The following is a 14,258-nucleotide window of genomic DNA, read 5'->3' on the forward strand; positions in this document are numbered from 1 at the left end:
AGTGTGAGGCCGCTGCCTATGTTGATGTCTAGATTGTTTACGAGTTTCTCCAATTGGGTCGCTCAGGTCGCAGGCCGGCCCATCACCTTCGGGGTCAGTCTCCTTATCATCCTTGTCTGGGCTCTCAGTGGTCCCTTGTTTGGGTTCTCCGATACCTGGCAGCTCGTCGTGAACACCGGAACGACGATTGTTACGTTCCTGATGGTGTTCCTGATCCAGAATACCCAGAATCGCGACGGCGCCGCCATTCAGGCCAAGCTTGACGAGTTGATCCGGGCAAGCGCCGCCCAGAATGTGTTCATCGGTATCGAACACCTGACCCAGGAAGAGCTCGATGAGATTCGGGCAAAATGCGAGGCCAAGGCCAAGGCTGAGGCCGCCGCAGGGCAGGCTGAGGCCGCCGCCAACCGAAAAGCGGCGAAAGCGGCGGAAGAGGCCACTTCCTAATTTGGAATGGTTCTTTTTGCGGCAGTGCAAACACTTGTCACGGAAGGGGAACTCGGTTAAGCCTCCCGCGCAATCAACGTGTTGCCGCAGGGGGCTTTTGCAGGGCTCATCTGTGGCTTAAATGCGTTTCAGGTTGCCGGTCCTAGGCCGCGCTCCGTACCTTCTAGGTGTCGTATGACGAATCTCCTCGCCGACTACCTGCCTCTCGTAATCTTCATCGGCGTATCGCTCCTGATCGGGGTGGCGCTGCTCGTGGCTCCGTTCATCGTTGCCTACAGCCGTCCCGATACCGAGAAGCTGTCCGCCTACGAGTGCGGTTTCAATGCCTTCGACGATGCCCGCATGAAGTTCGACGTGCGGTTCTACCTCGTCGCCATCCTTTTCATCATCTTCGACCTCGAAGTGGCATTCCTGTTTCCCTGGGCCATCACGTTCGGGAACCTGGGCTGGTTCGGTTTCATCTCCATGATGATCTTCCTCGGTGTCCTGACGGTCGGATTCATTTACGAGTGGAAGAAGGGGGCCCTGGAATGGGATTGATCTCCGATACCCAGTCGACCTTGGTCGCTCCCGCGCCAAGGGGCATCATCGACCCCAATACCGGCAAGCCGGCCGGATCGACGGACCCTTATTTCGTCTCCATCAACGAGGAGTTGTCCGACAAGGGCTTCCTCGTGACCTCGACCGAGGATCTGATCACCTGGGCGCGCACGGGCTCGCTCATGTGGATGACCTTCGGCCTGGCGTGCTGCGCCGTCGAGATGATGCAGATGTCCATGCCGCGCTACGACGTCGAGCGGTTCGGCTTCGCGCCGCGCGCCTCGCCGCGCCAGTCCGACGTGATGATCGTGGCCGGTACGCTGACCAACAAGATGGCTCCCGCCCTCCGCAAGGTCTATGACCAGATGCCGGAGCCGCGCTACGTCATCTCCATGGGCTCCTGCGCCAATGGCGGCGGCTATTACCACTATTCCTATTCCGTGGTCCGTGGCTGCGACCGGATCGTTCCGGTCGACATCTACGTGCCGGGCTGCCCGCCGACGGCTGAGGCGCTCCTGTATGGGGTGCTGCTTCTGCAGAAGAAGATCCGCCGCACCGGCACCATCGAGCGCTGAGCAAAGGTCGTTGCATGAGTGCTGATCTCCAAGCCCTGAGCGATCACATCGCCTCGTCCCTCGGCGAGGCGATCGAGAATCGGGCTATCGCCTTCGACGAGCTGACGATCGTCGCCCGCCGCGAGGACGTCGTCCGCGTCGCGACTTTCCTGCGGGACGACCCGCAGTGCCGGTTCGTCTGCTTCATCGATATCTGCGGCGCCGATTATCCGGCTCGCGACAAGCGCTTCGACGTGGTCTACCACTTCCTCGCGCCGCACCATAACCGGCGCATCCGCCTGAAGGTCGAGACGGACGAGGTGACGCCGGTTCCCTCGCTCGTGGGCCTTTGGCCCGCCGCGAACTGGTTCGAGCGCGAGGCCTATGACCTCTACGGCATCCTGTTCTCCGGCCATCCGGATCTACGCCGGATTCTGACCGATTACGGGTTCGAGGGGCATCCGCTCCGTAAGGACTTCCCGCTCACCGGCTATGTCGAGGTCCGTTACGACGATGGCCAGGGCCGCGTGGTCTACGAGCCGGTGAAGCTCAACCAGGAATTCCGCAACTTCGATTTCCTCTCGCCCTGGGAAGGCACGGACTACGTGCTGCCCGGCGACGAGAAGGCCAAGGCATAAGGAGCGGAGAGGCGACCCATGGGCGAGCATAATATCCGCAACTTCACCATCAACTTCGGCCCGCAGCATCCTGCGGCGCACGGCGTGCTGCGCCTCGTGCTGGAACTGGACGGCGAGGTCGTCGAACGCGTCGATCCGCATATCGGCCTGCTGCATCGCGGCACGGAGAAGCTGATCGAGTACAAAACCTACGTTCAGGCGAATCCCTATTTCGATCGGCTCGACTATGTCGCGCCGATGAACCAGGAACATGCCTTCTGCTTGGGCGTGGAGAAGCTGCTGGGCATCGAGGTGCCCCGGCGCGCTCAGCTGATCCGCGTTCTGTTCTCGGAAATCGGCCGTCTCCTCTCCCACCTCCTGAACGTGACCACGCAGGCCATGGACGTCGGCGCGCTCACGCCGCCTCTCTGGGGCTTCGAGGAGCGAGAGAAGCTGATGATCTTCTACGAGAGGATCTCCGGCTCCCGGATGCATGCCAACTACTTCCGTCCCGGCGGCGTGAGCATGGACATCCAGCCGGAGCTGATCGACGACATCGAGGCCTTCTGCGATCCGTTCCTGCAGGTGCTCGAAGACCTCGACACGCTCGTCATCGGCAATCGGATCTTCAAGCAGCGTAATGTCGATATCGGCATTCTCACGCTGGACGATTGCTTCCGCTGGGGCTTCTCCGGCCCGATCGTCCGCAGCTGCGGCGTCGCCTGGGACCTGCGTAAGTCGCAGCCTTACGAGTGCTACGAGGAGATGGAATTCGACATCCCCGTGGGCAAGAACGGCGACAACTACGATCGTCAGGTCATCCGCATGGAGGAGATGCGCCAGTCCGTCAGGATCATGCGCCAGTGCCTCACCAAGCTGCGAGCGCCGGACGGGCAGGGGCCGGTCGCGACCCTTGATGGCAAGGTTGCTCCGCCGTCGCGCAAGGACATGAAGCGCTCGATGGAAGCGCTGATCCACCACTTCAAGCTCTACACGGAAGGCTTCCACGTCCCGGCGGGCGAGGTCTATGCCGCCGTTGAAGCTCCGAAGGGTGAGTTCGGTGTGTATCTCGTCTCGGACGGCACCAATAAGCCTTACCGTTGCAAGATCCGCGCTCCGGGCTTCGCTCACCTTCAGGGCATGGATTTCATGTGCCGCGGCCACATGCTGGCCGACGTCGCGGGCATCCTGGGCTCCATCGACATCGTGTTCGGCGAAGTCGACCGCTAACAAAGACCGCCCCGGTTCCGGGGCGGGTATCCACGCTCTTTCAAGGCGTGCTGGACAATTTCAAGTCGCGATTGGCCGGGCTGATGCCCGGCCATGGCGATGAGGAGAAGAGTGTATGGCCGTTCGTAAGCTCGCGCCTGAAAACATGCAGCCCGAGAGTTTCGTTCTCTCCGCCGAGACCGAGGCTTTCGCGGAAAAGGAAATCGCCAAGTATCCGCCGGGCCGGCAGGCTTCGGCCGTGATCGCCCTCCTGACCAAGGCTCAGGAGCAGGCCGGCGGCTGGCTGCCCCGCAAGGCCATCGAGGCCGTCGCCGCCCGGCTCGACATGCCGGTGATCCGCGTGATGGAGGTGGCGACCTTCTACACGATGTTCAACCTCGAGCCGGTCGGGAAGTACTTCATCCAGTTCTGCGGCACCACGCCCTGCGTGCTGCGCGGTGCGGGCGACATCAAGAAGGTGCTGGAGCGCCGCGTCGGCGACCAGAACCACGTGACGGCGGACGGGACTTTCTCGTGGCTTGAGGTCGAGTGCCTGGGCGCCTGCTCGAATGCCCCCATGGTGCAGATCAACGACGACTATTACGAGGACCTCACCACCGAGAACTTCGAGAAGCTGCTCGACGATCTCGCAGCCGGCCGTCCCGTGAAGGTCGGATCCCAGATCGGACGTAACCGCTCGGAGCCCTTCGAGGCCGTGAACACCCTTCAGGACCCGGCTCTCTACGACGGCTCCGTCGTAGGCGCCTGGCGCAAGCGCTTCGAGGAGCAGGCGAAGGCCGCGGAAACCGGCGAGACTGCCGCCGCGATGGCGAGCGTGCCCCAGGAAGCCAAGGCCGCGAAGCCGACGGCCGGACGCCCCATCGAGAGCGACGTCGCCGATACTCCGGCCAAGCGCGCCAAAGAGGGCGAGAAGCCGGTCAGCACGGCGGACCAGAAGGAAGCGGCGGATTCCTCCAAGGCCACCAAGGTCGAGCCCAAGGAGGCGGGCGCTCAGCCGCCCCCCCAGAGCGGCAAGTCCTATGTGGCCTCGCCGAAGAAGGAGGGGCAAGCGGTGCCTGCGAGCCCCACGACGCCTTCCGCAGGGACGCCGCCGGCACAGGCGGAGACCCGTCGCGACGGCAGCGAGAGCAAGCCGGGCGTGGTCGTCGACAAAGACAACAAGTCGTCCTGATGGAGTGATCGGGAATGCTTCAGGACAAAGATCGTATCTTCACCAATCTCTACGGCTTCCATTCGCCGGACCTCAAAGCCGCGAAGATGCGCGGCGCCTGGGACGGGACGAAGTTCCTGCTCGAGCAGGGCCGTGACTGGATCGTCAACGAGATGAAGGCGTCGGGCCTGCGCGGTCGCGGCGGCGCCGGCTTCCCCACGGGCCTGAAATGGTCCTTCATGCCGAAGCAGTCGGACGGCCGTCCGCACTATCTGGTCGTGAACGCGGACGAGTCGGAGCCGGGCACCTGTAAGGACCGGGAGATCATGCGGAACGATCCGCATCTCCTCGTCGAGGGCTGCCTCATCGCGTCCTTCGCCATGGGAGCCCATGCGGCCTACATCTATATCCGCGGCGAGTATGTGGCTGAGCGTCACGCGCTCCAGCGGGCGGTGGATGAGGCCTACGAGGCCAAACTCATCGGCAAGGACAACATCCACGGCTATCCCTTCGACCTCTACGTCCACCACGGCGCAGGCGCTTATATCTGCGGCGAGGAGACGGCTCTCATTGAGAGCATGGAAGGCAAGAAGGGCATGCCGCGCCTGAAGCCGCCTTTCCCGGCCAATATGGGCCTCTACGGCTGCCCGACGACGGTCAACAACGTCGAGTCGATCGCGGTCGCCGGCACGATCCTGCGCCGCGGGGCTGCTTGGTTCTCCGGTATCGGTCGCCCGAACAACGTGGGCACGAAGCTCTTCTGCGTGTCGGGCCACGTCAACAAGCCCTGCAACGTGGAAGAGGCGATGGGCCTCACCTTCCGCGAGTTGATCGACCGCCATTGCGGCGGCATCCGGGGCGGCTGGGACAACCTGCTCGGGGTGATCCCCGGCGGCTCGTCGGTGCCGATCGTTCCGGCTCACGAGATCGCCGACGCCTACATGGATTTCGACACGCTGCGGAACCTGAAATCGGGTCTCGGCACCGCCGCCGTGATCGTCATGGACAAGTCGACCGACATCGTCCGGGCCATCGCCCGCATCTCGTACTTCTACAAGCACGAGAGCTGCGGCCAGTGCACGCCGTGCCGCGAGGGGACAGGCTGGATGTGGCGCGTGCTCACCCGCATGGCCGAAGGTCGTGCCCAGAAGCGCGAGATCGACATGCTCCTCGAAGTCTCGACCCAGATCGAAGGCCACACCATCTGCGCGCTCGGCGACGCGGCGGCTTGGCCGGTCCAGGGTCTGATCCGCCACTTCCGTCATGAGATTGAGAAGCGGATCGACGATTACGCGGCAAACCCGCATTCCGAATCCGTCCTGATCGCGGCGGAGTGAGATTGAAGATGGCGAAAATCATCGTTGATGGCGTCGAGGTCGACGTCCCCGCGGAATACACCCTGCTCCAGGCCGCCGAAGCGGCCGGGGCGGAAATTCCGCGCTTCTGCTACCACGAGCGGCTTTCGATCGCCGGCAATTGCCGAATGTGCCTCGTCGAGGTGAAGGGCGCGCCAAAGCCGGTGGCGTCTTGCGCCTGGGGCGTGCGCGACTGCCGTCCGGGCCCGAACGGTGAGCCGCCGGAAATCTCGACCAAGTCGCCGACGGTGAAGAAGGCGCGGGAAGGGGTGATGGAGTTCCTCCTCATCAACCACCCGCTCGACTGCCCGATCTGCGACCAGGGCGGCCAGTGCGACCTGCAGGACCAGGCCATGGCCTACGGCGTCGACACCAGCCGCTACCACGAGAACAAGCGCGCGGTCACCGACAAGTATCTAGGCCCGTTGGTGCGCACCTCCATGAACCGGTGCATCCACTGCACCCGTTGCGTGCGCTTCTCCGCCGAAGTGGCTGGCGTGCCGGATCTCGGCGCCATCTGGCGCGGCGAGGACATGGAGATCACGAGCTACCTCGAGCGGGCTCTCGGCTCTGAGCTGCAGGCCAACGTGGCGGATCTCTGCCCGGTCGGCGCGCTCACCCATAAGCCGGAAGCCTTCCACTACCGTCCCTGGGAGCTCACCAAGACCGATTCCGTCGACGTGATGGATGCGGTCGGCTCCTCGATCCGCGTCGATTCCCGCGGCCGAGAGGTCATGCGCATCCTGCCGCGCGTGAACGAGGCGGTGAACGAGGAGTGGATCACCGACAAGACCCGCCAGATCGTGGACGGCCTGCGCCTCCAGCGTCTCGACCGTCCCTTCGTGCGCGAGAACGGCCGTCTTCGCCCCGCCACCTGGCAGGAGGCCTTCGCGACCATCGCCGGTCGTGTGAAGGGTGCGGACCCGAAGCGGATCGGCGCCATCGTGGGCGATCTCGCCGCCGTCGAGGAGATGTATGCTCTGAAGCTCCTCATGGAGAGCCTGGGCGTCACCAACATCGATGCACGCCAGGACGGCACGGTGCTGACGCCGGTCTACGGGCGCGGCTCCTATCTCTTCAACACCACCATCCAGGGCATCGAGGATGCGGACGCGATCCTGATCGTCGGGGCCAACCCGCGCATCGAGGCTTCGCTCGTCAACGTGCGCATCCGCAAGCGCTGGCGCATGGCTCCGCCGCCGATCGCCCTGATCGGCGAGCATGCCGACCTGACCTATCCCTACGACTACCTCGGCGCCGGCCCCGAGACGCTGGCCGAACTGACCGGCGGCCGTCACAGCTTCATCGAGAAGCTGCGTGGCGCCGAGCGTCCCCTGATCATTGTGGGGCAGGGCGCTCTCTCGCGTCCCGACGGATTGGCCGTTCTCTCGGCCGTGGCGCAACTCGCCCGCGACGTGGGCGCCGTGAAGGACGGCTGGAACGGCTTCTCGGTCCTCCACACCGCCGCGTCTCGCGTCGGCGCCCTCGATCTCGGCCTCGTCCCGGGCGAGTGGGGCCTCGATGCCCGGACCATGGCGCAAGGCGAGGTGGACGTGCTGTTCAACCTCGGCGCGGACGAGATCGACATCGCGCCCGGCGCCTTCGTGATCTACCAGGGGACCCACGGCGATCGCGGCGCTCACCGCGCCGACGTGATCCTGCCGGGGGCGACCTACACGGAGAAATCCGGCACTTACGTGAACACGGAAGGCCGGGTGCAGCTCGCCAACCGGGCCGCCTTCGCACCGGGCGAGGCTCGCGAGGACTGGGCCATCCTGCGCGCCCTCTCGGACGTGCTGGGTCACCGGCTGCCCTTCGACTCGCTCAACGCGCTGCGGGCGAAGCTCTATGTGCATTACCCGCATTTTGCCGCCATCGACACGGTCCAGCCGGCCGACGGGTTCGCGGCCGTTCAGGCGCTCGCCGGGATCGGCGGCACGCCGGGGCGCGAGGTTTTCATGAGCCCGGTGAAGGACTTCTATCTGACGAACCCGATTGCCCGCGCCTCCGGCGTCATGGCCGAGTGCTCCGCGCTCGCCCGTGAGCTGAAGCTCGAGGCGGCTGAGTAAGAGGAACGGATCATGGAATTTGGAGACATCCTCCTCGCAGTCGCGATCATGCTGGGCAAGAGCCTGCTCATGCTGGTGGCGCTTCTCATCTTCATCGCCTACGCGCTCTACGCCGACCGCAAGGTCTGGGCGGCGGTGCAGCTTCGTCGCGGTCCGAACGTGGTCGGCCCCTGGGGCTTGCTTCAGTCCTTCGCCGATCTGCTGAAGTTCGTCCTGAAGGAGCCGGTCATCCCGGCGCCGGCGAACAAAGGCATGTTCCTGCTGGCTCCGCTGGTGATGTGCACCCTGTCGCTCGCCGCCTGGGCGGTCATTCCGCTCAACGCGGGCTGGGCGATCGCCGACATCAACGTGGGCATTCTCTACATCTTCGCGATCTCGTCGCTCGGCGTTTACGGCGTCATCATGGGCGGCTGGGCGTCGAACTCGAAGTACCCGTTCCTCGGAGCGCTTCGCTCGGCGGCCCAGATGGTGTCCTACGAGGTCTCCATCGGCTTCGTCATCGTGACCGTGCTGATGTGCGCGGGAACGCTGAACTTGTCGGCCATCGTGGAATCGCAGAATACCCGCCTGGGGATATTGGGATGGTACTGGCTGCCGCTCTTCCCGATGTTCGTGGTGTTCTTCATCTCGGCCATGGCCGAGACGAACCGTCCGCCCTTCGACCTTCCGGAAGCCGAATCCGAGCTCGTGGCCGGCTATATGGTGGAATATTCCTCCACGCCGTACCTGCTCTTCATGCTCGGCGAGTACGTGGCCATCATGACCATGTGCGCCCTCGGCACGATCCTGTTCCTCGGCGGCTGGCTGTCGCCGATCCCGTTCGCGCCCTTCACCTGGGTGCCCGGCGTGATCTGGTTCGTGCTCAAGGCCAGCTTCCTGTTCATCCTCATAGCCATGGTGAAAGCCCTGGTGCCACGCTACCGCTACGATCAGCTCATGCGCCTCGGCTGGAAGGTCTTCCTTCCTCTCTCCCTGGCGATGGTCGTGATCGTGGCAGCTGTCCTGATGGCGACCGGCAATGCGCCGGGCGTCCGCTAAAGGAGATCGGCCATGCAGCTCGACCGCATTGCCCAATCCCTCCTGCTGAAGGAGTTCATCTCAGGCTTCGTCCTGACGGTGAAGTACTTCTTTAAGCCGAAGGCGACCCTCAACTACCCGTTCGAAATGGGCCATCGGGGACCTCGGTTCCGCGGCGAGCACGCCCTGCGCCGCTACCCCAACGGGGAAGAGCGCTGCATTGCCTGCAAGCTCTGCGAGGCCATCTGCCCGGCCCAGGCCATCACGATCGAAGCCGGTCCGCGACGCAACGACGGCACCCGCCGCACGACGCGCTACGACATCGACATGGTGAAGTGCATCTATTGCGGTATGTGCCAGGAGGCCTGCCCGGTGGACGCCATCGTGGAGGGCCCGAACTTCGAGTTCTCCGTGGAGACCCGCGAGGAGCTCTACTACGACAAGGCCAAGCTTCTTGAGAACGGGGAGCGCTGGGAGCGGGAGATCGCGCGCAACATCGCGAAGACCGCGCCGTATCGGTAGGCGAAGCATTTTCCGGTTAAGTGGACCCCGGTTCACCTCGGAAAATGCGGCTAAGGAATAGGAGCTGATCCTGCGAAGCAGGGCAGCTCCGGGCTTTCTACCCGACAAGGGTAGGGGGCAAGCAGGTCCGGCGGGTTGTGCCCGTCGGATTCGGATTTTATAGACAGGCCGCCGGATTCTCCGGGGCCACGTCGGAAGGGGCCGCCTTGGGCGGCTTAAGCTGAGCATGACGGTTACCGCCGCCTTCTTCTATCTGTTCGCGACGATCACGATCGCCTCCGGCTTCATGGTGATTGCCTCCCGCAATCCCGTTCAGTCGGTGCTGTTTCTCATTCTGGCCTTCGTCAATGCTGCGGGCCTGTTCCTGATGATGGGAGCCGAGTTCCTGGCGATGATCCTGGTCATCGTGTACGTGGGCGCGGTCGCGGTGCTGTTCCTCTTCGTCGTGATGATGCTCGACGTAGACTTCGCGGCGCTCCGCCAGGGTTTCCTGCAGTACCTGCCCATCGGCGGGGTGATCGGTGTGATCTTCCTGCTCGAGCTGATCCTGGTCGTCGGCGCCTATTCGATCGATCCGGGCCTCGTCCGCTCGCCGGCCGTTCCGATCCCGTCGCCCGAGGTCATGACCAACACCGAGGCCCTCGGCCAGGTGCTCTACACCCGGTACTTCTATTTCTTCCAGGCTGCCGGCCTGATCCTGCTGGTCGCGATGATCGGCGCCATCGTTCTGACCCTGCGCGAGCGTGTCGGCGTCCGGCGCCAGGATATTTCCAAGCAGAACGCCCGGACGCAGGAAACCGCCGTCGAGGTGCGGAAGGTTCCCTTCCGCCAGGGCATCTAAGGAGGCACGCAATGGTTATCGGACTGGGCCATTATCTCACCGTCGCCGCCGTGCTCTTCACGCTCGGGGTCTTCGGCATCTTCATCAACCGGAAAAACGTAATCGTCATCCTGATGTCCATCGAGCTGATCCTGCTCGCCGTGAACATCAACATGGTCGCCTTCTCGACCCACCTGAACGACATCGTTGGCCAGATCTTCGCCATGCTGATCCTCACGGTCGCGGCGGCAGAGGCGGCCATCGGCCTTGCCATTCTGGTGGTCTTTTTCCGCAACCGCGGCACCATCGCGGTCGAGGATGTCAACAGGTTGAGGGGCTAAGCCCGAACGGACTGGCGAAGTAAACGAACATGTATCACGCAATCGTCTTCCTGCCGCTCGTCGGCTTCCTCATCGCAGGCATCTTCGGGCGCGTTCTCGGCGCCCGGCCGAGCGAGCTCATCACCACGGCCCTGCTGTTCGTGGCGGCGGTTCTCTCCTGGGTGTCCTTCATCCATGTGGGCTTCGGCGATGAGCCGATGGTCCGCGTGCAGGTGGCTCAGTGGATGTCCGTGGGTGACCTCCAGGTCGATTGGGCGTTCCGCATCGACACGCTGACCGCCATGATGCTGGTGGTGGTCAATACCGTCTCGGCGCTCGTGCACCTCTATTCCATCGGCTACATGCACGAAGACCCGCATCGCCCGCGCTTCTTCGCCTATCTGTCGCTCTTCACGTTCGCCATGCTCATGCTGGTGACGGCCGACAACCTCGTCCAGATGTTCTTCGGCTGGGAAGGCGTGGGCCTCGCCAGCTACCTGCTGATCGGTTTCTGGTACCAGAAGGACTCGGCGAACGCGGCGGCCATGAAGGCCTTCATCGTCAACCGCGTCGGCGATTTCGGCTTCCTGCTCGGCATCTTCACGATCTTCGTTCTGTTCAACGGCGTCACCTTCGATCAGATCTTCCCGCGCGTGGCCGAGTTCGCCGAGGCGAAGTTCCACTTCCTCGGCATCGAGTGGCATGCCCTGACGATCGCCTGCCTGCTGCTCTTCATGGGCGCTATGGGCAAGTCGGCGCAGTTCCTGCTGCACACCTGGCTGCCCGACGCGATGGAAGGTCCGACCCCGGTCTCCGCACTCATCCATGCCGCCACCATGGTGACCGCCGGCGTGTTCATGGTCGCTCGTCTGTCGCCGGTCTTCGAGTACGCTCCGGCGGCTCTCACGGTCGTCACCGTGATCGGCGGCATCACGGCCTTCTTCGCCGCGACCGTCGGTCTGGTGCAGAACGACATCAAGCGCGTCATCGCATACTCGACCTGTTCGCAGCTCGGCTACATGTTCGTCGCCCTCGGCGTCGGAGCCTACGGGGCAGGCGTGTTCCACCTGTTCACGCACGCCTTCTTCAAGGCGCTGCTGTTCCTCGGCGCCGGCTCGGTCATCCATGCCATGCACCATGAGCAGGACATCCGCCACATGGGAGCGCTCCGCCGCTACATCCCGTTCACCACGGCGATGATGGCCATCGGTACGCTCGCGCTCACCGGCTTCCCGTTCACGGCAGGCTATTATTCCAAGGATGCCATCATCGAGGCGGCCTATGCGGCCCATTCGTCGGCCGGATCCTTCGCCTTCCTGGCGACGGTCGTCGCGGCCTTCATGACCTCCTTCTACTCGTGGCGCCTGTTCTTCCTCACCTTCGAGGGCAGCGCCCGCTGGGGGCATGGACACCATTCGCCGAGCGCCCATGAGGGTGTCGAGCACGACGAGTCCGGCCACGACGTCGAGCCTGCCTCTCACGCTCAGCACGAGCATGGGCATGACGACCATGCCCACGGACATCATGGCTCGCACATGCCTCTCGAAAGCCCGCTCGTGATGCTGCTGCCGCTCCTCGTGCTCGCCATCGGGGCCGTCGTCGCCGGCTTCATGTTCCACGGCGCCTTCATCGGCGAGGGTTACCAGGAGTTCTGGAAGGGTGCCCTCTTCACCCGTCCCGAGAACAAAATCCTGGAAACCATGCACCACCTCCCGGGATGGGTGCCGCTGCTGCCCACGATCATGATGATCCTCGGCTTCCTGGTCGCCGTGTACATGTACATCATCGACAACAAGCAGCCGGCGAAGCTCGCGGCCGATCACCCGATCCTGTACCGCTTCCTCCTGAACAAGTGGTACTTTGACGAGCTGTACGACGCGATCTTCGTGCGGCCCGCCATGGCCATCGGGCGCTTCTTCTGGCGCACGGGCGACCAGCGCATCATCGACGGGCTCGGCCCTGACGGCATCTCGGCTCGCGTCCTCGACGTGACGCGCGGCGTGGTGCGGGTTCAGACGGGCTACGTCTACCACTACGCCTTTGCCATGCTGATCGGCGTTGCCGCTCTCGTGACCTTCTATCTCTTCAGGGGAGCCCACTAATGCTCGGCTTCGGCATCCTCTCCGGCCTTCTCATCCTTCCTCTCGTCGGAGCGGCCTTCATCCTGACCCTGCGCGGCGACAGCGAGTCTGCTCGCTCGAACGCCCGCTGGGCCGCTCTCGCCACGACGATTGCGACCTTCCTCCTGTCGCTCGTAGCCTGGGCGCGTTTCGACATCACCTCGGCGTCGTTCCAGCTGGTGGAAAGCCATGTTTGGCTGACCGACACGATCCGCTTCAAGCTAGGCGTCGACGGTTTCTCCATGCCGCTCGTCCTGCTCACCACGTTCCTGATGCCGTTCTGCATCCTGGCGTCGTGGGAGTCGATCGGCACCCGGGTGAAGGAGTACTTCGTCGCCTTCCTGGTGCTCGAAACCACGATGATCGGCGTGTTCTGCGCGCTCGACCTCGTGCTGTTCTACCTGTTCTTTGAGGCGGGCCTCATTCCGATGTTTCTCATCATCGGCATCTGGGGCGGCAAGCGGCGCATCTATGCGAGCTTCAAGTTCTTCCTCTACACGCTGCTCGGCTCCGTCCTGATGCTTCTGGCCATCATGGCCATGTATTGGACTGCCGGCACGACCGACATCCCGACCCTGCTGGCCTACAAGTTCGCGCCGAACCTGCAGATCTGGCTCTGGCTGGCCTTCTTCGCCTCGTTCGCGGTAAAAATGCCCATGTGGCCGGTCCATACCTGGCTGCCGGACGCTCACGTGGAAGCGCCTACAGCCGGCTCGGTGATCCTGGCGGGCGTTCTCCTGAAGATGGGCGGCTACGGATTCATCCGAGTGTCGCTGCCCATGTTCCCGGACGCGTCGCTCTATTTCGCCCCGTTGGTCTTCGCTCTCTCGGTCATCGCGATCGTCTATACCTCGCTGGTCGCCCTGATGCAGGAGGACATCAAGAAGCTCATCGCCTATTCCTCGGTGGCGCATATGGGCTTCGTGACCATGGGCCTGTTCAGCATGAATGAGCAGGGCATCCAGGGCGCCATGTTCACCATGATCTCCCACGGTCTCGTGTCGGGCGCGCTGTTCCTCTGCGTCGGCGTGATCTACGACCGGATGCACACCCGCGAGATCAAGGCCTATGGTGGACTGGTGAACCGGATGCCGCTCTACGCCGTGGTATTCCTCATCCTGACCATGGCCAACGTGGCTCTGCCCGGCACCTCGGGATTCATCGGCGAGTTCCTGACTCTCATGGGAGCCTTCCGGTCCAACACCTGGGTCGCATTCTTCGCTGCCAGCGGCGTGATCCTGTCGGCCGCCTATGCGCTCTGGCTGTACCGGCGTGTGGTCTATGGACCCCTCGACAAGCCGGCTCTCCAGGGCATCACGGACCTGAACCGTCGCGAGATCATCACCTTCGCGCCGCTCATCCTGCTCATCATCTATTACGGCGTGCAGCCCGGCCCGATCCTCGATGCCTTCGCGGCTCCGACGGATGCGCTCATGAACAGCGTCCAGGCCGCGCTCGCCACCGTGAAAACGGCCGCTGTCGCCGCACACTGAGGTT

Annotated in this window: 14 protein-coding genes; all 14 read left to right on the forward strand. The window is 63.7% G+C overall.

The features are described from left to right. Positions 1–18 precede the first annotated feature (18 nt). The 14 genes from H0S73_RS14165 to H0S73_RS14230 all read left to right on the forward strand — a co-directional run bounded on the left by H0S73_RS14165 (position 19) and on the right by H0S73_RS14230 (position 14,254). A complete protein-coding gene (locus tag H0S73_RS14165) occupies positions 19–447 on the forward strand; it encodes a low affinity iron permease family protein (RefSeq protein ID WP_181054344.1) in 429 nt (142 codons plus the stop codon). 174 nt (positions 448–621) lie between these two features. Beyond that, positions 622–987, forward strand: a complete 366-nt coding sequence (locus H0S73_RS14170) for an NADH-quinone oxidoreductase subunit A (protein WP_036351452.1) — start codon at positions 622–624, stop codon at positions 985–987. Continuing rightward, positions 978–1,562 carry a NuoB/complex I 20 kDa subunit family protein gene (locus H0S73_RS14175; RefSeq protein WP_181052763.1) on the forward strand — a complete coding sequence of 195 codons (585 nt, stop codon included), beginning with the start codon at positions 978–980 and terminating at the stop codon, positions 1,560–1,562. Before H0S73_RS14170 ends, H0S73_RS14175 begins: the two co-directional genes overlap by 10 nt. A 14-nt stretch (positions 1,563–1,576) precedes the next feature. Next, on the forward strand, positions 1,577–2,179 hold the full coding sequence (locus H0S73_RS14180) for an NADH-quinone oxidoreductase subunit C (RefSeq protein WP_181052764.1): 603 nt from the start codon (positions 1,577–1,579) through the stop codon (positions 2,177–2,179). Positions 2,180–2,197: 18 nt separating this feature from the next. Beyond that, on the forward strand, positions 2,198–3,388 hold the full coding sequence (locus H0S73_RS14185) for an NADH-quinone oxidoreductase subunit D (protein WP_181052765.1): 1,191 nt from the start codon (positions 2,198–2,200) through the stop codon (positions 3,386–3,388). Positions 3,389–3,503: 115 nt separating this feature from the next. Next, complete coding sequence (gene nuoE / locus H0S73_RS14190) at positions 3,504–4,559, forward strand: NADH-quinone oxidoreductase subunit NuoE (RefSeq protein WP_181052766.1); 1,056 nt, start codon at positions 3,504–3,506, stop codon at positions 4,557–4,559. Positions 4,560–4,573: 14 nt separating this feature from the next. Then, positions 4,574–5,875 carry an NADH-quinone oxidoreductase subunit NuoF gene (nuoF, locus tag H0S73_RS14195; protein WP_009491121.1) on the forward strand — a complete coding sequence of 434 codons (1,302 nt, stop codon included), beginning with the start codon at positions 4,574–4,576 and terminating at the stop codon, positions 5,873–5,875. A gap of 8 nt (positions 5,876–5,883) precedes the next feature. Next, positions 5,884–7,962: an NADH-quinone oxidoreductase subunit NuoG gene (gene nuoG / locus H0S73_RS14200; protein ID WP_181052767.1), complete on the forward strand. Its 2,079-nt coding sequence runs from the start codon at positions 5,884–5,886 to the stop codon at positions 7,960–7,962. Between the two features lie 12 nt (positions 7,963–7,974). Beyond that, positions 7,975–9,000, forward strand: a complete 1,026-nt coding sequence (gene nuoH / locus H0S73_RS14205; protein ID WP_009491123.1) for an NADH-quinone oxidoreductase subunit NuoH — start codon at positions 7,975–7,977, stop codon at positions 8,998–9,000. A 12-nt stretch (positions 9,001–9,012) separates the two neighbouring features. After that, entirely contained in the window at positions 9,013–9,501 is a 489-nt protein-coding gene (gene nuoI, locus H0S73_RS14210) for an NADH-quinone oxidoreductase subunit NuoI (protein ID WP_009491124.1), read from the forward strand. Positions 9,502–9,727: 226 nt separating this feature from the next. Continuing rightward, complete coding sequence (locus tag H0S73_RS14215; RefSeq protein WP_009491125.1) at positions 9,728–10,342, forward strand: NADH-quinone oxidoreductase subunit J; 615 nt, start codon at positions 9,728–9,730, stop codon at positions 10,340–10,342. 11 nt (positions 10,343–10,353) lie between these two features. Next, positions 10,354–10,662: an NADH-quinone oxidoreductase subunit NuoK gene (gene nuoK / locus H0S73_RS14220; RefSeq protein WP_181052768.1), complete on the forward strand. Its 309-nt coding sequence runs from the start codon at positions 10,354–10,356 to the stop codon at positions 10,660–10,662. A gap of 29 nt (positions 10,663–10,691) precedes the next feature. Further along, positions 10,692–12,743: an NADH-quinone oxidoreductase subunit L gene (gene nuoL / locus H0S73_RS14225; RefSeq protein ID WP_181052769.1), complete on the forward strand. Its 2,052-nt coding sequence runs from the start codon at positions 10,692–10,694 to the stop codon at positions 12,741–12,743. After that, positions 12,743–14,254, forward strand: coding sequence for an NADH-quinone oxidoreductase subunit M (locus H0S73_RS14230; RefSeq protein WP_181052770.1), 1,512 nt, complete (start codon positions 12,743–12,745; stop codon positions 14,252–14,254). The genes nuoL and H0S73_RS14230 overlap by 1 nt, the downstream gene beginning before the upstream one ends. Positions 14,255–14,258 lie beyond the last annotated feature (4 nt).

Origin of the sequence: Microvirga mediterraneensis, assembly GCF_013520865.1 — a bacterium.
GTDB classification, from domain to species: domain Bacteria; phylum Pseudomonadota; class Alphaproteobacteria; order Rhizobiales; family Beijerinckiaceae; genus Microvirga; species Microvirga mediterraneensis.

Bases quoted from the DNA above. Each gene is read 5' to 3' on its own strand.
- nuoI (WP_009491124.1), top strand. From the start codon at position 9,013: ATGCAGCTCGACCGCATTGCCCAATCCCTCCTGCTGAAGGAGTTCATC.
- nuoF (WP_009491121.1), top strand. From the start codon at position 4,574: ATGCTTCAGGACAAAGATCGTATCTTCACCAATCTCTACGGCTTCCAT.
- H0S73_RS14165 (WP_181054344.1), top strand. From the start codon at position 19: ATGTTGATGTCTAGATTGTTTACGAGTTTCTCCAATTGGGTCGCTCAG.
- H0S73_RS14230 (WP_181052770.1), top strand. From the start codon at position 12,743: ATGCTCGGCTTCGGCATCCTCTCCGGCCTTCTCATCCTTCCTCTCGTC.
- nuoK (WP_181052768.1), top strand. From the start codon at position 10,354: ATGGTTATCGGACTGGGCCATTATCTCACCGTCGCCGCCGTGCTCTTC.
- H0S73_RS14215 (WP_009491125.1), top strand. From the start codon at position 9,728: ATGACGGTTACCGCCGCCTTCTTCTATCTGTTCGCGACGATCACGATC.
- H0S73_RS14180 (WP_181052764.1), top strand. From the start codon at position 1,577: ATGAGTGCTGATCTCCAAGCCCTGAGCGATCACATCGCCTCGTCCCTC.
- nuoH (WP_009491123.1), top strand. From the start codon at position 7,975: ATGGAATTTGGAGACATCCTCCTCGCAGTCGCGATCATGCTGGGCAAG.
- nuoL (WP_181052769.1), top strand. From the start codon at position 10,692: ATGTATCACGCAATCGTCTTCCTGCCGCTCGTCGGCTTCCTCATCGCA.
- H0S73_RS14185 (WP_181052765.1), top strand. From the start codon at position 2,198: ATGGGCGAGCATAATATCCGCAACTTCACCATCAACTTCGGCCCGCAG.
- H0S73_RS14170 (WP_036351452.1), top strand. From the start codon at position 622: ATGACGAATCTCCTCGCCGACTACCTGCCTCTCGTAATCTTCATCGGC.
- nuoG (WP_181052767.1), top strand. From the start codon at position 5,884: ATGGCGAAAATCATCGTTGATGGCGTCGAGGTCGACGTCCCCGCGGAA.
- nuoE (WP_181052766.1), top strand. From the start codon at position 3,504: ATGGCCGTTCGTAAGCTCGCGCCTGAAAACATGCAGCCCGAGAGTTTC.
- H0S73_RS14175 (WP_181052763.1), top strand. From the start codon at position 978: ATGGGATTGATCTCCGATACCCAGTCGACCTTGGTCGCTCCCGCGCCA.